General features: G+C 73.6%; 17 protein-coding genes. 11 read left to right on the top strand and 6 right to left on the bottom strand.

Features of this window, described 5'->3' with window-relative positions; translation table 11 throughout:
* The first annotated feature begins 39 nt into the window (after nucleotides 1-39).
* Genes pnuC through ACFYYB_RS25795 form a run of 5 tightly spaced genes read left to right on the top strand, consistent with a single transcriptional unit; the run spans nucleotide 40 to nucleotide 4,350 of the window.
* Complete coding sequence (gene pnuC, locus ACFYYB_RS25815; protein ID WP_389437820.1) at nucleotides 40-648, top strand: nicotinamide riboside transporter PnuC; 609 nt, start codon at nucleotides 40-42, stop codon at nucleotides 646-648.
* Entirely contained in the window at nucleotides 645-1,787 is a 1,143-nt protein-coding gene (locus ACFYYB_RS25810; protein ID WP_389437819.1) for an AAA family ATPase, read from the top strand. Before pnuC ends, ACFYYB_RS25810 begins: the two co-directional genes overlap by 4 nt.
* Nucleotides 1,784-2,548 carry an NUDIX domain-containing protein gene (locus ACFYYB_RS25805; protein WP_389437815.1) on the top strand — a complete coding sequence of 255 codons (765 nt, stop codon included), beginning with the start codon at nucleotides 1,784-1,786 and terminating at the stop codon, nucleotides 2,546-2,548. Before ACFYYB_RS25810 ends, ACFYYB_RS25805 begins: the two co-directional genes overlap by 4 nt.
* 2 nt (nucleotides 2,549-2,550) lie before the next feature.
* A complete protein-coding gene (locus ACFYYB_RS25800; protein WP_389437917.1) occupies nucleotides 2,551-3,594 on the top strand; it encodes an ADP-ribosylglycohydrolase family protein in 1,044 nt (347 codons plus the stop codon).
* Nucleotides 3,595-3,609: 15 nt separating this feature from the next.
* Nucleotides 3,610-4,350: a DNA polymerase beta superfamily protein gene (locus tag ACFYYB_RS25795; RefSeq protein WP_389437916.1), complete on the top strand. Its 741-nt coding sequence runs from the start codon at nucleotides 3,610-3,612 to the stop codon at nucleotides 4,348-4,350.
* A gap of 44 nt (nucleotides 4,351-4,394) precedes the next feature.
* Here the strand turns inward: ACFYYB_RS25795 and ACFYYB_RS25790 are convergent, their stop codons facing one another.
* The 3 genes from ACFYYB_RS25790 to ACFYYB_RS25780 form a co-directional block, all read right to left on the bottom strand.
* Nucleotides 4,395-5,168, bottom strand: a complete 774-nt coding sequence (locus ACFYYB_RS25790) for a DNA polymerase beta superfamily protein (RefSeq protein WP_389437813.1) — start codon at nucleotides 5,166-5,168, stop codon at nucleotides 4,395-4,397.
* Between the two features lie 28 nt (nucleotides 5,169-5,196).
* Nucleotides 5,197-5,667: a Rieske (2Fe-2S) protein gene (locus tag ACFYYB_RS25785; RefSeq protein WP_389437811.1), complete on the bottom strand. Its 471-nt coding sequence runs from the start codon at nucleotides 5,665-5,667 to the stop codon at nucleotides 5,197-5,199.
* 83 nt (nucleotides 5,668-5,750) lie between these two features.
* A complete protein-coding gene (locus ACFYYB_RS25780) occupies nucleotides 5,751-6,092 on the bottom strand; it encodes a DUF952 domain-containing protein (protein ID WP_389437809.1) in 342 nt (113 codons plus the stop codon).
* A gap of 136 nt (nucleotides 6,093-6,228) precedes the next feature.
* On the opposite strand from ACFYYB_RS25780, the gene ACFYYB_RS25775 reads away from it, so the two are divergent.
* The 5 genes from ACFYYB_RS25775 to der all read left to right on the top strand — a co-directional run bounded on the left by ACFYYB_RS25775 (nucleotide 6,229) and on the right by der (nucleotide 11,008).
* Nucleotides 6,229-6,675, top strand: a complete 447-nt coding sequence (locus ACFYYB_RS25775; RefSeq protein WP_389437807.1) for a YidB family protein — start codon at nucleotides 6,229-6,231, stop codon at nucleotides 6,673-6,675.
* Between the two features lie 157 nt (nucleotides 6,676-6,832).
* The gene (locus tag ACFYYB_RS25770) at nucleotides 6,833-7,921 is read left to right on the top strand and encodes a prephenate dehydrogenase (protein WP_389437805.1); all 1,089 of its coding nucleotides are present in this window, start codon (nucleotides 6,833-6,835) and stop codon (nucleotides 7,919-7,921) included.
* A 175-nt stretch (nucleotides 7,922-8,096) separates the two neighbouring features.
* Nucleotides 8,097-8,828, top strand: a complete 732-nt coding sequence (gene cmk, locus ACFYYB_RS25765) for a (d)CMP kinase (protein ID WP_389437803.1) — start codon at nucleotides 8,097-8,099, stop codon at nucleotides 8,826-8,828.
* Between the two features lie 56 nt (nucleotides 8,829-8,884).
* Nucleotides 8,885-9,472: a lysophospholipid acyltransferase family protein gene (locus ACFYYB_RS25760; RefSeq protein WP_389437915.1), complete on the top strand. Its 588-nt coding sequence runs from the start codon at nucleotides 8,885-8,887 to the stop codon at nucleotides 9,470-9,472.
* Between the two features lie 75 nt (nucleotides 9,473-9,547).
* On the top strand, nucleotides 9,548-11,008 hold the full coding sequence (der, locus tag ACFYYB_RS25755; protein WP_327307484.1) for a ribosome biogenesis GTPase Der: 1,461 nt from the start codon (nucleotides 9,548-9,550) through the stop codon (nucleotides 11,006-11,008).
* A gap of 25 nt (nucleotides 11,009-11,033) precedes the next feature.
* On the opposite strand, the gene ACFYYB_RS25750 is transcribed toward der, so the two are convergent.
* Nucleotides 11,034-11,462 carry a hypothetical protein gene (locus ACFYYB_RS25750; protein ID WP_389437800.1) on the bottom strand — a complete coding sequence of 143 codons (429 nt, stop codon included), beginning with the start codon at nucleotides 11,460-11,462 and terminating at the stop codon, nucleotides 11,034-11,036.
* Nucleotides 11,463-11,714: 252 nt separating this feature from the next.
* Entirely contained in the window at nucleotides 11,715-12,509 is a 795-nt protein-coding gene (locus tag ACFYYB_RS25745; protein ID WP_327307486.1) for a hypothetical protein, read from the bottom strand.
* 286 nt (nucleotides 12,510-12,795) lie between these two features.
* Between ACFYYB_RS25745 and ACFYYB_RS25740 the strand changes: the two genes are divergently transcribed.
* A complete protein-coding gene (locus ACFYYB_RS25740) occupies nucleotides 12,796-13,527 on the top strand; it encodes a transglycosylase family protein (protein WP_389437798.1) in 732 nt (243 codons plus the stop codon).
* Between the two features lie 313 nt (nucleotides 13,528-13,840).
* Here the strand turns inward: ACFYYB_RS25740 and ACFYYB_RS25735 are convergent, their stop codons facing one another.
* Nucleotides 13,841-15,523: an MFS transporter gene (locus ACFYYB_RS25735; RefSeq protein ID WP_389437796.1), complete on the bottom strand. Its 1,683-nt coding sequence runs from the start codon at nucleotides 15,521-15,523 to the stop codon at nucleotides 13,841-13,843.
* Between the last annotated feature and the right edge of the window lie 185 nt (nucleotides 15,524-15,708).

The following is a 15,708-nucleotide window of genomic DNA, read 5'->3' as shown; positions in this document are numbered from 1 at the left end:
GCTTATAGTCAGTCTGACTATAAAGGGAGTGGGGGCGTCATGGGATGGCAGACGAGCTGGACCGAGATCCTCGGGTTCGTCACGGGGGCCGTGTGCGTCTGGCTGGTCGCCCGGCAGCACATCGCCAACTGGCCGATCGGCATCGCGAACAACGTCTTCTTCATCGTGCTCTTCGCCCAGGCGGGCCTCTACGCCGACGCCGGGCTGCAGATCGTCTTCATCGCCCTCGCCGCGTACGGCTGGTGGTCCTGGACCCACGGGGGTGGACCGGGCACCACCACGGCCCTGCCGGTGCGCCGCACCACGGCAGCCGAGTGGACCCTGCTGGCCGCGGCGGGGGCGGTGGCGGTGCTCGGCCTGACCCTGCTGCTGAGCCGGGTCACCGACTCCACGGTCCCGTTCTGGGACGCCCTCACGACGGGGCTCTCGCTCGCGGCCACGTACGGGCAGTGCCGCAAGCTCGTCGAGTCCTGGTGGCTGTGGATCGCCGCCGACCTGGTGTACATCCCGCTGTACGCCTACAAGGGGCTCTACCTGACCTCCCTGCTCTACGTCGGCTTCCTCGCCCTGTGCGTCGCCGGACTGCTCGGCTGGCGCCGGGCGCTCCCGGCCCGCGGGGCGACGGCCGCGACGGCGGTGACGGCGTGAAGCGCCACGGCCACGGCCTGGTCCTCGGCAAGTTCTATCCGCCGCACGCCGGCCACCACCACCTGGTGCGCACCGCGCAGGACCAGTGCGAGCGGCTGACCGTCCTGGTCTGCGCGGCCTCGGTGGAATCCGTACCGCTCGCCGACCGGGTCGCCTGGATGCGCGAGGCGCACCCCGGGGCCGAGGTGGTCGGCGCGGTCGACGACATCCCGGTCGACCTCCACGACCCGGCGGTCTGGGAGGCCCACATGGCGATCTTCCGGGGCGCGGTGCGCCGCCCGGTCGACGCCGTCTTCACCTCCGAGGCCTACGGGACCGAACTCGCGCGGCGGTTCGGCGCCGAGGAGGTCTGCGTGGACCTGGACCGCACCCTGTTCCCGGTGTCCGGTACGGCCGTACGGGCCGACCCCGTCGGGAACTGGGAGTTCCTGGGGCCCGCCGTACGGGCGGCACTGACCCGGCGGATCGTCGTACTCGGCGCCGAGTCCACCGGCACGACCACGCTGTCGCGGGCCCTGGCCGAGCACTGGCGGGCACGCGGCGGGGTGTGGGCGAAGACGGGCTGGGTGGCGGAGTACGGGCGCCGGTACAGCGAGGAGCGGCTCGAGGCGGCGCGCGCGGCCGACCCGGCGGCGACCTGGGCCGAAGTGAGCTTCACCTCGGCGGAGTTCCCGGTGATCGCGCGGCGGCAGGACGCGGACGAGGAGCGGGCGGCCCGGCTGGGATCACCCGTGCTCTTCTGCGACACCGACTCCTTCGCCACCGGCATCTGGCACGAGCGGTACACGGGCGCGCGCAGTGCGGAGGTCGAGCGGATCGCCGCCGGGACGCGGCGGGACCTGTACCTGCTCACCGACCACACGGACGTGCCCTTCGAGGACGACGGGCTGCGCGACGGGGAGGAGCTCCGGCCCTGGATGACCGGGCGGTTCCTGGAGGAGCTGGAACGGACCGGGAAGCGCTTCCTGGTGGTCCGCGGGGACCGGCGCGAGCGGCTCGCGGCGGCGGTGGCGGCCGTCGACGGAGTCCTCGCGGAGGGCTGGCGGTTCGCCGATCCGCTGCCGGAGCGGGTGGCCGGGCAGGTGCCCGGGCAGGCGGCCGGGCAGGCTGCCGGTCGGACCGGGGCGCGGAGCCGATGAGTGACACCGGACCCGGGGCGGCGCAGGAGTACGACCCGCGCGCCTTCGAACCCTTCGCGGTGACCGTGGACCTCGCCGTCTTCACCGTGCGCGGCGGGACCCTGCACGTGCTGCTGATCCGGCGCGCGCAGGAACCGTACGCGGGCGCCTGGGCGCTCCCCGGCGGCTTCCTCCTGCCGCGGGAATCCGCGGAGACCGCCGCCCGGCGCGAACTGGCCGAGGAGACCGGCCTGTCGGCGCGGGTGATCGACGCCCTGCACCTGGACCAGCTGCGCACCTACAGCGAACCGGACCGGGACCCCCGCATGCGGGTGGTCTCGGTGGCCTTCACCGCACTCGTTCCCGATCTGCCCGAACCGGAGGCCGGGGGCGGCGGAGACGCGGACCGGGCCCGCTGGGTGCCGGTGGGGGAGGCCTGCGCGCCGGCCTTCGGACTGGCCTTCGACCACGCGGAGATCCTCGCGGACGCCCGCTCCCGCGTGGGCTCGAAGCTGGAGTACAGCTGCCTGGCCACCGCCTTCTGCCCGCCCGAGTTCACCCTCGGCGAGCTCCAGGCCGTCTACGAGACCGTCTGGGACACCTCCCTGGACCGACCCAACTTCCGCCGCAAGGTCCTGGCCACGCCCGGCTTCGTCGAAACCGTGCCCGGAGCCGCCCGGCTCACCGGCGGCCGCGGCAAACCGGCCGCGCTCTACCGGCCCGGACCTGCCGACACCCTGCACCCGCCCCTGCTGCGCCCTTCGGAAGGACACCCACGATGACGATGCCGACGACGCCGACGACACCGACCACCGCGAAGGCGAAGCGGGCCGCCACCGGCTCCCTGATCGGACTGGCCCTGGGAGACGCCCTGGGCTTCCCGACGGAGTTCAACGACGTGCCCCGGATCCTGGCGAAGACCGGCCCCTGGCGGCAGATGGACCTGCCCCGACCGGCGATCGTCACGGACGACACCCAGATGACGCTGGCCCTCGCCCGGGGCATACGGACGGCGACGGACCGCGGCCGGGTCGGCCCGCTGCGCCTCGCCCGCCCGGTCCGGGAGGAGTTCGTGGACTGGTACCACTCCCCGGAGAACAACCGGGCCCCGGGCCGCACCTGTCTGAAGGCCTGCAGCCTCCTCAACCACCCCGAGCGGGACTGGCGCGACGCCAGCCAGCTCGGCTCCAAGGGCTGCGGGGCCAACATGCGGGTGGCTCCGGTCGGGCTGGTGCCCGGCTGGACGGAGGAGGAGCGGGCCGGCGCGGCCCAGCTCCAGTCGGCCCTGACCCACGGCCACCCGACGGCACTGGCCGCCTCCGACCTCACGGCGCGGGCGGTGTTCCTGCTGGCGCGGGGCACCGAGGTGACCGGCCTGGTCGGGCAGTTGCGCTCGTACGCCCTGGAGAACCGCACCCGCTACCACGAGCGCTGGCTCGGCGACCTCTGGACGCGGACGGCGTCCGACACCTCGGCCGAGTCCTTCATGGCGCGCGGCTGGGACGAGTGCCTGGAGGTCCTGGACCGCCTCGCCGCGGCCCTGCGCAGCCCGTCCCCGGAGACGGACCCCTGCCTGACGACGGGCGAGGGCTGGATCGCCGAGGAGGCCCTGGCCACGGCCCTCCAGTGCTTCCTGCTCTTCCCGGAGGAACCCCTCCTGGCCCTGCGCCGCGCGGCCTGCACGGCGGGGGACTCCGACTCCATCGCCTGCCTGGCCGGCGCCTTCGCCGGGGCCCACCTCGGCGCGGACGTCTGGCCCCGGGACTGGGAGGGCCGCATCGAATACCGCGCGGAACTCCTGTCCTTCGGCACGCTCTGGGACGCGTGAGCGGTGCTGAACGCGATGGAGATCGACCTGACCGCCGTCGTCGCCGAGCAGCCGGATCCGCTGCTGTTCGCGACGGTCTCCGGCGCCCACCTGTACGGGTTCCCTTCCAAGGACTCCGACATCGACCTGCGCGGCGCGCACCTGCTGCCGGCGGCCGAGCTGGTCTCGCTCCGCGACCCGCAGGAGACGCGCAGCCGGATGTGGTTCCGGGACGGCACCGAGATGGACCTGGTCACCCACGACCTGCGCAAGTTCGTCCGGCTCATGCTCAACCGCAACGGCTACGTCCTGGAGCAGCTGCTGTCGCCCCTGGTGGTGCACACGACGCCGGCGCACGAGGAACTGGTCTCCCTGGCCCCCGGTGTCCTGACCTCGCACCACGCCCACCACTACCGGGGCTTCGCGAACACGCAGTGGCGGCTCTTCGGGAAGACGGCCGAGCTCAAGCCGCTGCTCTACAGCTTCCGGGCGCTGCTGACGGGTGTCCACCTGATGCGCTCGGCACGGGTGCAGGCGCACCTGCCCACGCTGTTGGGGGAGGTGCCGGAGGCTCCGGGTTATCTGGCCGGGCTGATCGAGGCCAAGGCCGAGGCCGAGCACGGGGCGGCCGCGGGCATCGACGGCGGGCGGGTGGAACGGGACTTCGAGGCCCTGCACGGGGTCCTGGAGGCGGCGCAAGACGCTTCGCGGCTGCCGGAGCACGCGGACGCCTTCGACGCGCTCGACGAGTTCGTCGTACGGCGGCGGGTGCGCTAGGCCGTCTCTCGCGGGCCTGACCGGCAAGATCCGGAAGAGACGACCTAGGCCGCCGCTGTTCCGGTCCTCGGTGCCGGTGCCGGTGCCGGTGCCGTCGCCGACGCCCGGCGGGTGCGGAGGAGGAAGTCCTCCACCCGGGGGAGGTCCGGGGATTCGGGGAGGGGGGCCGTGGCGAGGGCGGCTTCGGTCTGTTCCTGGAGGAGGGTCATCCACGCGTCGACCTCCTCCCAGGTGAGCTCGCCGCGGCGGACCGCGAGGAGGCGGTCGCGGTAGGGGGTCGCGTCGATCACCAGGCGGCCCGTGCGCAGCAGGTCGCGGCAGGACAGGAGCAGGCGCAGCAGGTGCATGGCGTGCTTCCAGCGCGGGGCGCCGTGGTTGCGGAGGTCGCCGAGGAGTTTGCCGCGCTGGGCGACGGCGTACCGGCTGAAGGTGGTGTGGGCCCGTCGGGAGAGGAAGGCGCCGCGGAGCGAGAGGAGTTCCTCGCCGACCGGGGCGAGGTCCTCCACGAGCGGGGAGTGGAGGACCTCCAGGATGTTCGGGTTGGCGCGCAGCGCGAGTTCGCAGAAGCGCTCCAGCTCCCAGGAGAACTCCTCGTCCCGGGGACCCTCCACGTGGGTCGGCGGCTTCTCGAAGCGCCAGAACAGCGGCGTCGGGGCGAGGTAGACACCGCGCCGGTCGGTGTCGCTCGCCTCCGTCGCCAGACCGAACGCCCTCGAACCGATCACGCACGAGTAGACCGTGTGCTCCCTGACCAGGGTGAGTGCGAGCGGATCGGTCGTCGGTCCGGGCGTCGGTTCGTGCTGGTTGGCCTCGTTCATCCCGCGAGGCTACGGCCGGGGCCTTCGGCTAGGCGAGCGAGATTTCGCCCGCCGGGGAGACGGTGATCTTCTTCTCCTCCAGCGGCCTGGTGGCCGGGCCCTTGGCCACCGCGCCGTCCGTCACCTTGAACTTGCTGCCGTGGCACGGGCAGTCGATGGTGCCGGCCTCCACCTTGTTCACGAGGCAGCCCGAGTGCGTGCACACCGCCGTGAAGCAGCGGAAGGAGCCCGCCGTCGGCTGGGTGACGACCAGCTTCTCGTCCTTGAGGACCGTGCCGCCGCCGACCGGCACCTCCGAGGACTTGACCAGGGCCTTGGCGTCCCCGGCCGGAGCCGAGGCGGACGCGGACGCGGAGTTCTGCGCCGTGGGGGCGCTGCCGCCCTCGGACGAAGGCTTGGTCTCGTCGGCTCCGCCGCACGCGGTCAGCACGCCGCCCGCCAGGACGCTCGCGCCGGCCGCCAGTACGGTGCGCCGGGCGGCGCGGGTGGGGTCGCTCATGACTTCTCCTCGGGTGATCGCCGGGGTGGCGAGAGGCATCCTGGCGCGTGACGGGCCTCAGCGACACCCCGCCACGCTCTGACTCAGCCCTCCGGCGGCCACGGAACGAGCTCCGCGGCGACGCCGGGGGCGCGTACCACCTCCCACACGCGCACCACGGCGTCCCGGTTCAACGGTCCGTGGACGTGCGGGTAGCGCGGGCCCGCTTCACCCTCCCGGCGGACCTCGGAGGTCAGCGCGCGCTCGTCGAGTTCCACGGCGAGCAGGGTCCCCCGTACGTCCGCGTAGTGCGCGGCGGCGATCGCGAGCACCGTCCGCGGGTCCGCCGAACAGTGCACGAAACCCTCGGAGTCGAGGGAGGCCGGGGCGTACGGGAGCCCGGGGCCGGCGGTCCAGTCGGCGAGGGGTACGAGATGGAAGATCATGCCGATCGTTCTACCGCAGTCGGTGCGCGGCCCTGCGCCAAGTGGCAGACGTGACTGGATTGGGTGACATTGTCCGTATCTCGAAGCCGGGTACGCCGCATTCCGCGCGCCCGGTCCCTCTTCGAAAGGCATCACCATGGCGGGCAATGACCTCGGCTCCCTCCTCGGCGGCCTCCTCGGCGGCAGCGGCGGACAGGGCGGCAGCGGCGGCGGCAACATCCTCGGCTCCCTCCTCGGCGCCCTGATGGGCGGCGGCGGTGGCGCCGGCGGCGCCCAGGCTGCCGGAGGCGCGGGGAACAACCCGCTCGGCGGGCTGCTGGACATGCTGACCAAGTCGGGTCTGACCGACCAGGCGCAGTCCTGGGTCGGCACCGGCGAGAACCAGCCGGTCAGCGGCCCGGAGATCGCCAAGGCCCTGCCGGACGAGACCCTGGCCAAGGTCGCCGAGCAGGCGGGCGTCACCCCCGAGGCGGCCGCCGACCAGATCGCGCAGGCGCTCCCGCAGGCCGTGGACAAGCTGACCCCGCAGGGCTCGGTGCCGGCCGGCTCGCTCGAGGACATCATCAAGCAGCAGAACCTCTGAGCGAGCCTCCGAGCGCCCCGGTCCCTCCGGGCGCGGTTCCCGAGGGCCCGGCGTCCCGTCCCAGCGGACGGGACGCCGGGCCCTCGAGGCGTTCCCGCTGGCTACCCTGAGGCAGGCACCGCACCGCCGTCACACCCCTGTACCCCTGGAGCACCCCGTGAGAACCGCCGTCGTCATCGGAACCGGACTGATCGGCACCTCCGCGGCGCTCGCCCTGGCCGCCCGCGGCATCGCCGTCCACCTGTCCGACCGCGACCAGGGGCAGGCCCGTACGGCCGCCGCGCTGGGCGCGGGCACGGAGGCGCCCTACGAGGGCAAGGCCGACCTCGCGGTCATCGCCGTACCGCCCGCCCACGTGGCCGCCGCCCTCGCCGACGCCATAGGCCGGGACCTGGCCCGCGCCTACGTGGACGTGGCCAGCGTCAAGGGCGGACCGCGCCGGGAGCTGGACGCGCTCGGCGTGGACACCACGGCGTACATCGGCACCCACCCGATGGCGGGCAAGGAGCAGTCCGGACCGCTCGCCGCCTCCGCCGACCTGTTCGAGGGCCGCCCCTGGGTGCTGACGCCGACCCGGGAGACCGACCACGAGGTGCTCAACCTGGCGCTGGAGCTGGTGGCGCTGTGCCGGGCCGTCCCGGTGGTCATGGACGCCGACGCGCACGACCGGGCCGTCGCGCTGGTCTCCCACACCCCGCAGCTCGTCTCCAGCATGGTCGCGGCCCGGCTGGAGGAGGCCGACGAGACCGCGGTGCGCCTGTGCGGGCAGGGCATCCGCGACGTGACCCGGATCGCCGCCTCCGACCCGCGGATGTGGGTGGAGATCCTCTCGGCCAACCCGGGACCCGTGGCGGACGTGCTCGCAGGGATCGCCGCCGACCTGGAGGAGACCGTGGAGGCCCTGCGGGGCCTGCAGTCGGCCGACGAGGCCAAGCGCCGGGACGGGGCGGCCGGCATCGAGGACGTACTGCGCCGCGGCAACGCCGGCCGGGTCCGGGTCCCGGGCAAGCACGGGGCCGCGCCGACGGTCTACGAGACGGTGGCCGTCCTCATCTCCGACCAGCCGGGCGAGCTCGCCCGGATCTTCGCCGACGCCGGCCGGGCCGGGGTCAACATCGAGGACGTACGCATCGAGCACGCGACCGGGCAGCAGGCCGGCCTGGTCCAGCTGATGGTCGAACCCCGCGCCGTGGCCGGCCTCCAGGCCGAGCTGCGCGAGCGCGGCTGGGCCCTGCGCCAGCCGTAGGCCCTCCGGGGCGGGTCCCGGCGGGCCCCTGGCCCGGTCCCGGACCCGCTCGGGCCCGTCCTCGGGAGGCCCCGCCGCCGCCCCGGCGGGCGTCGGCGAAAAGCCCGGTAACCTGGAGGAGGGGCGCTATTGGCGCGCCCGGACACGTACGCGCAACCAGGAAGGTGCCCGCACCGTGGAAACCGCAGCTCCGACCGCCGTGATCGTCGCCATCGACGGTCCCTCCGGCACGGGCAAGTCCAGCACTTCCAAGGCCGTGGCCGCCAAGCTCGGGCTGCGCTACCTGGACACCGGTGCCCAGTACCGGGCCATCACCTGGTGGATGATCACCAACGGCATCGACATCGATGACCCGCAGGCGATCGCCCTCGCGGCGGGCAAGCCCGTCATCGTGTCCGGCACCGATCCGTCCGCCCCCACGATCACCGTCGACGGCCAGGACGCCTCCGGCCCGATCCGGACCCAGGAGGTCACCTCCAAGGTCAGCGCCGTGAGCGCCGTCCCCGAGGTGCGCTCCCTGATCACCGAGCTGCAGCGCTCCATCGCCGCCGAGGCGGCCGACGAGGCCGAGGGCATCGTCGTGGAGGGCCGCGACATCGGCACCACCGTGCTGCCCGACGCCGACCTGAAGATCTTCCTCACCGCTTCCGCGGAGGCCCGTGCGGCCCGCCGCAGCGGGGAGCTGCGGGGCAAGGAGGCCGCGGACCTCGCGGCCACCAAGGAAGCGCTGATCAAGCGCGACGCGGCCGACTCCGGCCGCAAGACCTCCCCGCTGGCCAAGGCCGGCGACGCGGTCGAGGTGGACACCACCGAGCTCACGCTCGACCGGGTCATCGAGTGCGTCGTGACCTTGGTGGAGTCGAGGCGGAGCGCCACCGAGGGCGCAGAGAAGCGGGGCCGCGCGTGAGCGATACGCCCTCCCTCAAGGGTGCGGCGGTCGGCCGGAGGATCGGCATCGGTCTCATGTACGGCCTCTGGAAGCCGCGCGTGCTGGGGGCCTGGAAGGTCCCCGCCACCGGCCCCGTCATCCTGGCCGTGAACCACTCGCACATCATCGACGGCCCCATGCTCATGGGCACCGCACCCCGGCCGCTGCACTTCCTGATCAAGAAGGAGGCGTACGTCGGTCCGCTCGGCCCCTTCCTCGAAGGGATCGGGCAGGTCAAGGTGGACCGCTCCGGCACCGACCGGAGCGCCGTCAGCCGTGCGCTGGGCGTACTGGAGAACGGCGGGGCCCTGGGGATCTTCCCCGAGGGCACCCGGGGCGAAGGCGACTTCGCCTCGCTGCGCGCGGGCCTCGCGTACTTCGCGGTCCGGGCCGGCGCCCCCATCGTGCCGGTGGCCGTCTTCGCGAGCACCGAGCGGCGCAGCCGGGTCGTCAAGGCCCTGCCGCCGCTGAAGAGCAGGGTCGACATCGTCTTCGGCGATGCCTTCGACGCCGGGGACGGCAGTGGCCGCCGCACCCGTACCGCGCTGGACCAGGCCACCGTACGCATCCAGGACCGGCTGACCGCCCACCTGGCCGACGCCAAGCGCCTCACCGGGCGCTGAGCGAGACTTGACCTAGTAGTGGAACCGCGCTGCGCGGGCCCCACCGATCACCACGAACGACGAGGAACGGACTTCATGAACGACCAGCAAGACCACGGAGCACTTGGCGATGCCGAGTACGCGGAGTTCATGGAGCTCGCCGCGGAAGAGGGCTTCGACATCGAGGACGTCGAGGGCGCTCTCCAGGAAGCCGGCCACGGCCCGCTCCCGGTCCTCGCCGTCGTCGGCCGCCCGAACGTCGGCAAGTCGACCCTGGTGAACCGGATCATCGGCCGCCGCGAGGCGGTCGTCGAGGACAAGCCCGGCGTCACCCGCGACCGCGTCACCTACGAGGCCGAGTGGGCCGGCCGCCGCTTCAAGGTCGTCGACACCGGCGGCTGGGAGCAGGACGTCCTCGGCATCGACGCCTCCGTCGCCGCCCAGGCCGAATACGCCATCGAGGCCTGCGACGCGGTCGTCTTCGTCGTGGACGCCAAGGTCGGCGCCACCGACACCGACGAGGCCGTCGTCCGCCTGCTGCGCAAGGCCGGCAAGCCCGTCGTCCTGTGCGCCAACAAGGTCGACGGCCAGAGCGGCGAGTCCGACGCGGCTTCGCTGTGGTCCCTGGGCCTCGGCTACCCCCACCCGGTCTCCTCCCTGCACGGCCGCGGCACCGGCGACATGCTCGACGCCGTCTTGGAGGCCCTGCCCGAGGCCCCCGAGCAGACCTTCGGCACCGCCGTCGGCGGTCCGCGCCGGATCGCGCTCATCGGCCGCCCGAACGTCGGCAAGTCCTCCCTCCTGAACAAGGTGGCCAAGGAGGACCGCGTCGTCGTCAACGAGATGGCCGGCACCACCCGCGACCCGGTCGACGAGCTGATCCAGCTCGGCGGGGTCACCTGGAAGTTCATCGACACCGCGGGCATCCGCAAGAAGGTCCACCTCCAGCAGGGCGCCGACTACTACGCCTCGCTGCGTACGGCCGCCGCGGTGGAGAAGGCGGAGGTCGCGGTCATCCTGATCGACACGACCGAGCAGATCTCCGTCCAGGACCAGCGCATCATCACCATGGCCGTCGAGGCGGGCCGCGCGATCGTGATCGCGTACAACAAGTGGGACAACCTCGACGAGGAGCGCCGCTACTACCTCGAGCGCGAGATCGAGACCGAGATGCAGCAGGTCGCCTGGGCGCCCCGGGTGAACGTCTCGGCGCTCACCGGCCGCCACATGGAGAAGCTGGTCCCGGCCATCGAGACCGCGCTCGCCGGCTGGGAGATGCGCATCCCGACCGGCCGTCTGAACGCCTTCCTCGGCGAGGTCGTCGCCGCCCACCCGCACCCGATCCGCGGTGGCAAGCAGCCGCGCATCCTGTTCGGTACGCAGGCGGGCAGCAAGCCGCCGCGGTTCGTCCTCTTCGCCTCGGGCTTCCTGGAGCACGGCTACCGCCGCTTCATCGAGCGCCGCCTGCGCGAGGAGTTCGGCTTCGAGGGGACCCCGATCCACATCTCGGTCCGCGTCCGCGAGAAGCGCGGCGCACTGCACAAGCGCAAGATGTAGTGGCAGTTCGGCAGGGCCGCCGGGGCTAGTAGCCCCGGCGCGGAGCGGGCGGCAGGGCCGCCGGGATGTGCTGCATCCCGGTCTGGTGCTGCCGCCCGTTCGCGTATCCGGCTCCGGCGTACGAGTACTGCGGCTGCGGGGCGGGGGAGGGCTGCCAGGCGTCCGCCTGCTGCCCGGCGTGCTGTCCCGCCGGCTGCCATGAGGAACCGTTCCAGCCGCTCCCGTAGGAGCTCGCGGAGCCCGTCGTGGACCCGCTGCCGTACGCGCCCGCACCGCTGCCGTACGCGCCGCTGTAGGGGCCCCCGTACGAGAACGCCGTGAAGCCGAGGTCCTCCTCGCCCGTGCGGTCGCCGGGCAGGGCCCGGAAGGCGCGCAGGTACTCCGAGTACAGCGTGTCGTAGATGGGCGTGTGCGAGGCGGTCGGAGAGCTCCCCAGCTCCCGTACGGGGCGCATCGGGGGGACGCTGCTCGGATAGGACGGGGCGCGGGAGACATCGTAGGAATGCACGTATCAGCCAACGAAACCGGCGCCCCACGGATGCGGGGTCGCGGGGCGGAAAACGCAGATCGCCGGGGGTGCGCGGGACGGACCGCGCACCCCCGGCGCACACCGCCCGGCCCCCTGGGCAGGGGGTCGGACGGCCGTTTCGGGGACGGAAGGCAGAGCGGGGGCGGGAGGGCGGGGGAGCCCCGGGATTCCGGGTGCTCAGGCGCCCGGGGTGCCCGCCAGCGGCATCGAGGCGGCGACCAGCTTGCCGTTGCGGGCCGCCTTGTCCAGGGCGTCGCGCAGCAGGTCCTCGCGGGGCTGCTGGCCGATGGTGCCGACCGGAGCGGCGTACACCAGGACGCGCTGCGTCTTGTTGACGGCGGCCCGCCAGCCGTCGGTGACCGACAGCGGCCGGTGCGCCTGCCACCAGGCGATCTGACCGGGCTGGAGCACCGAGTGCAGCTGGCCGGCGGCGAGCAGGATCGACCAGCCGCTCAGGGCCTGCGGGACCTCTTCGGTGTCGGTCATCGGGATGAAGCCCTGCTCGATGAGGAGCGGGAGGAAGTCGTCGCCGGGGCCGGTGGTGCCGGGGCGCGCGATGGGCGCGGTCGGCTCCACCACGAGGGCCGGGTGCAGCTCCCCGTTGATCAGGATCAGGCCGCTGGTGATGCCGAGGACGGCCTGGCCGCCGGGCACGGACTGCGGTACGTCGCCAGCGGGGGCCGCCGGGGCGGGGCTGTCGCCGGTGATGGAGCGGACGGCGCCCTGGAGGTCCGCCTCGGGTACGGAGACGACCTGCGAGGGGATGCAGCCGGCGTGGGCGAAGGCCAGGACGGCCGTCTCGTCGCCGACGAACAGCACGGTGCTGGTCTGCTCGCGCTCGGAGTCTCCGGGGGTGCGGCAGGACGTGCAGTCGTAACTGCCCGGGGATCCGTCGCCCGCGAGCAGCCGCTCGGCCTCCTCGTCGCCGATCTCGGCACGTACCTCATCACTGACTTCGAGCATGCGCGGCACGGGGTGGCTCCTCGGACTAGGCGTGCGGTGCCGGGGGGTTCCGGCTCGCCGGGCTCAACGGGGGAGTGGCGGCCGGGGTCACGCCGTTTGAGGGAACGGAATCGAACCGGACCCCCGAAGGAGTGAACGGTCCGACCGGGTCGTTGTTTTGGTGCCAACTCTTTTTTGTTTGTGCGCAGTTGATGGTCGGTGCTGGCCGTTTTGCCGGTGGGCCGAGCGGGTGGGGGCGCGCGGGGCCCGGTGTGGCGGGCGCGGGGGGTGGTACGGGGCTGCGTAGCGTGACGCGATGCGCAACTTCGGGGTTCCGGGTGGGGTGGGCGCGGCGGCGCTGGTGCTCCTCGTGCTCGCGTCGGCGTCGGCATCGGCGTCTGGACCGGCGTCTGGATCGGCAGCGGGGGCGGGGGCGACCTCGGCGGTCGCTGCGCCGCCCCCGCCCGCGCCGGGGGCGCCCGGCCGGGCGGTGGACTGCGGGCCCGGCGGGCAGTGGCCCTGGGACTGCGTGGCCGACTGCGAGAGCGGGGGCCGCTGGGCGGTGAACACGGGGAACGGCTTCTACGGCGGACTGCAGTTCTGGCAGCCGACCTGGGAGGAGCACGGGGGGCTGACCTTCGCACCGAGGGCGGACCTCGCCAGCCGGGAACAGCAGATCCGGGTGGGGGAGGAACTGCTGGGGAGCCAGGGCTGGGAGGCGTGGCCCGTGTGCGCGAAGCGGTACGGGCTGGCCGGGCGGATGCACGTGGTGCGCGGCGGGGACACGCTGGTGGGGATCGCGCGGAGGCATCGGGTGCGGGGTGGGTGGCAGGCGCTCTACGCGGCGAACCGGGGGGTGGTCGGGCCGCGGCCCGGGGTGCTGCGGATCGGCATGCTGTTGGCTCTGCCGCCTGTGGGGGTGGAGGCGCCCGTGGGCGTGGCCCCTCCGGCCTCGCCGGCACCGGCGGTGCCGTCCGCACCGCCTCCGGGTCCGTCGGCTGCGCCGGTCCGGCCGGTGCCGTCTGTGAGCCCCGGCCCGGTGGGCTAGCGGGCGGCGGGTGCGGGTGGGTGGGCCCTGCGGGGCTGTCCCCTACCCGCCCTTCCACCGTTCCCCGGGCTGCGCCCGGACCCCCTGGGGCTCTGGCCCGGCTCCCGGGCCTCAAGCGCCGGAGGGCTGGATTTGCTGCGCCCGGACCCCCTGGGGCTCTGCCCCGGGCCCCGGGCCTCGAGTGCCGGACGGCTGGAATTGCTGCGCCCGGACCCCCTGGGGCTCTGGCCCGGCTCCCAGGCCTCAAGCGCCGGAGGGCTGGATTTGCTGCGCCCGGGCCCCTGGCCTCAAGGGCCGGGCTGCTGGATTTGGGTCAGGCCGGGTGGCCGAGGGCCGGGTCGTGGTCGGGGAGGGGCTGGGTCGGGATGCGGGGGGTGGCGGTCGGGGTGTCGGGGGTCTGCTGGGCGGGCAGGCGCACCGGCTCCGGGTCCGAGCACTCCATCGTGCGCGGGAGCTTCAGGGCCATCAGGGCGCCCGCCAGGAGCAGGGCCGCGCTGACGACCAGCGTCACGTGCAGGCCGTGGACGAAGGAGTGGCGGGCGGCCGCGAACAGGGACTCGCCCGCCGGGCCGCCGAGGCGGGCCGCGATCTGGTAGGCCTCGCCCAGGGAGTGCGAGGCGCCGGCGGAGTCGGCCGCGGAGACACCCGGGACCGAGGCCAGGCCCGGCGCGTAGGCGGCGTTCATCACGCTGCCCAGCAGTGCGATGCCCATGCCCGCACCGAGCTGGTAGGAGGTCTCGCCGATCGAGGCGGCGCCGCCGGCCGTCGCGGCCGGAGCCTCGCTCAGCATGGACTCGTAGGCCGCGAACAGGGTGGTCTGGAGGCCGAAGCCGAGGAGGACGAAGCCGACCGTGAGCAGGACCGGCCGGTCGTGCTGGCCCATGAAGGTCAGCAGGAGCACCGCCCCGGCGGTCAGGACGAAGCCCAGCGAGACCATCCTGCGCGGCCCGGTCCGGGACAGCGTGTACGAGCCGGTCGCGCCCGCGGCCATCGCCGCGAAGGTGAGGGGCAGCAGGCGCAGCCCGGTTTCCAGGGGGCTCAGGTGCAGCACGAGCTGGAGGTACTGGACGGCGATCAGCTCGAGGCCGACCAGCGCCAGCATGGCCAGCACGATGCAGCCCACGGAGGTGGTGAAGGCCGGCCGGGAGAACATCCGCATGTCGATCAGCGGGTGCGCACGGCGCTTCTGGCGCCGGACGAAGAGGACGAGCAGCCCGGCCCCGATCAGGAGGGGGAGCAGTGCCTGCGGGTCGGCGAGCTGGCGCTCCGCGCCGAGCCGCTTGACGCCGAGGACCGCGCCGAGCACGCCGCCGGCGGCCATGAGCGCGCCGAGCACGTCCCAGGGACCGTCGCAGGACCCCTTGGACTCCGGCAGCAGCCAGCGTCCCAGTGGCAGCAGCATGATCATGAGCGGGATGTTGATGAGGAAGACCGAGCCCCACCAGAAGTGCTGGACCAGGAAGCCGCCGAGGACGGGGCCACTGGCGGCGCCGACGGCCGCCACGGCCGTCCAGATGCCGATGGCCAGGGCCCGCTCGCGCCGGTCGGGGAAGACCTGGCGCAGGATCGACAGGGTGGCCGGCATGATCATCGCCCCGCCGACGCCCAGCAGGGCGCGGGCGGCGATCAGGACCTGGGCGTTGTCGGCGAGGGCGGCCAGGGCCGAGGCCGCGCCGAAGAGCCCGTAGCCGAGGAGCAGGACGCGGCGGCGGCCCACGCGGTCACCGAGGGTGCCGAAGAGGATGAGGAGGGCGGCGCAGACCAGCGGGTAGGCGTCGACGATCCAGAGGAGTTCCATCGGGCCGGGACGGAGGTCCTCGGTGACGGAGGGGACGGCCACGTGCAGGATCGTCGCGTCGAGCGCCACGAGCACCAGGCTCACGCAGAGAACCGCGAGTACGGCCCAGCGGTTGGCCCCGCCGGAGGCCGCGCCGAGTCGCCGCAGTCGCTGCCAGGGGGAAGGGTTCCTGTCGCCGGTCACGTTCGTCCCCGACATGCATGTACCTCCCAGGTGATCCCTCGCACTCGGCGGACCAGCGTCTTTTCGGGGCCACGGAGGGGGAGGGTGGCGTCCTGCGGGGTCCGGCGTCGACATGCGAGTGAAGAGTCAGCGTACGCGAGTTCGGCTCTCCGACACGTGGTCAAGCTCTCATAGCGCCGCCGGCCGCGCTGTGGTGTGCG

It is taken from the genome of Streptomyces sp. NPDC002886 (assembly GCF_042888445.1).
Lineage (GTDB): Bacteria > Actinomycetota > Actinomycetes > Streptomycetales > Streptomycetaceae > Streptomyces.
Note: the sequence above shows the minus strand (reverse complement) of the source record. Positions and strands in the feature narration are given on the sequence as shown.

Coding starts and splice junctions, on each gene's coding strand:
- pnuC (WP_389437820.1), top strand. CDS start 40: ATGGGATGGCAGACGAGCTGGACCGAGATCCTCGGGTTCGTCACGGGG.
- ACFYYB_RS25805 (WP_389437815.1), top strand. CDS start 1,784: ATGAGTGACACCGGACCCGGGGCGGCGCAGGAGTACGACCCGCGCGCC.
- ACFYYB_RS25800 (WP_389437917.1), top strand. CDS start 2,551: ATGCCGACGACGCCGACGACACCGACCACCGCGAAGGCGAAGCGGGCC.
- ACFYYB_RS25795 (WP_389437916.1), top strand. CDS start 3,610: ATGGAGATCGACCTGACCGCCGTCGTCGCCGAGCAGCCGGATCCGCTG.
- ACFYYB_RS25790 (WP_389437813.1), bottom strand. CDS start 5,168: ATGAACGAGGCCAACCAGCACGAACCGACGCCCGGACCGACGACCGAT.
- ACFYYB_RS25785 (WP_389437811.1), bottom strand. CDS start 5,667: ATGAGCGACCCCACCCGCGCCGCCCGGCGCACCGTACTGGCGGCCGGC.
- ACFYYB_RS25780 (WP_389437809.1), bottom strand. CDS start 6,092: ATGATCTTCCATCTCGTACCCCTCGCCGACTGGACCGCCGGCCCCGGG.
- ACFYYB_RS25775 (WP_389437807.1), top strand. CDS start 6,229: ATGGCGGGCAATGACCTCGGCTCCCTCCTCGGCGGCCTCCTCGGCGGC.
- ACFYYB_RS25760 (WP_389437915.1), top strand. CDS start 8,885: ATGTACGGCCTCTGGAAGCCGCGCGTGCTGGGGGCCTGGAAGGTCCCC.
- der (WP_327307484.1), top strand. CDS start 9,548: ATGAACGACCAGCAAGACCACGGAGCACTTGGCGATGCCGAGTACGCG.
- ACFYYB_RS25750 (WP_389437800.1), bottom strand. CDS start 11,462: ATGCGCCCCGTACGGGAGCTGGGGAGCTCTCCGACCGCCTCGCACACG.
- ACFYYB_RS25740 (WP_389437798.1), top strand. CDS start 12,796: ATGCGCAACTTCGGGGTTCCGGGTGGGGTGGGCGCGGCGGCGCTGGTG.
- ACFYYB_RS25735 (WP_389437796.1), bottom strand. CDS start 15,523: ATGTCGGGGACGAACGTGACCGGCGACAGGAACCCTTCCCCCTGGCAG.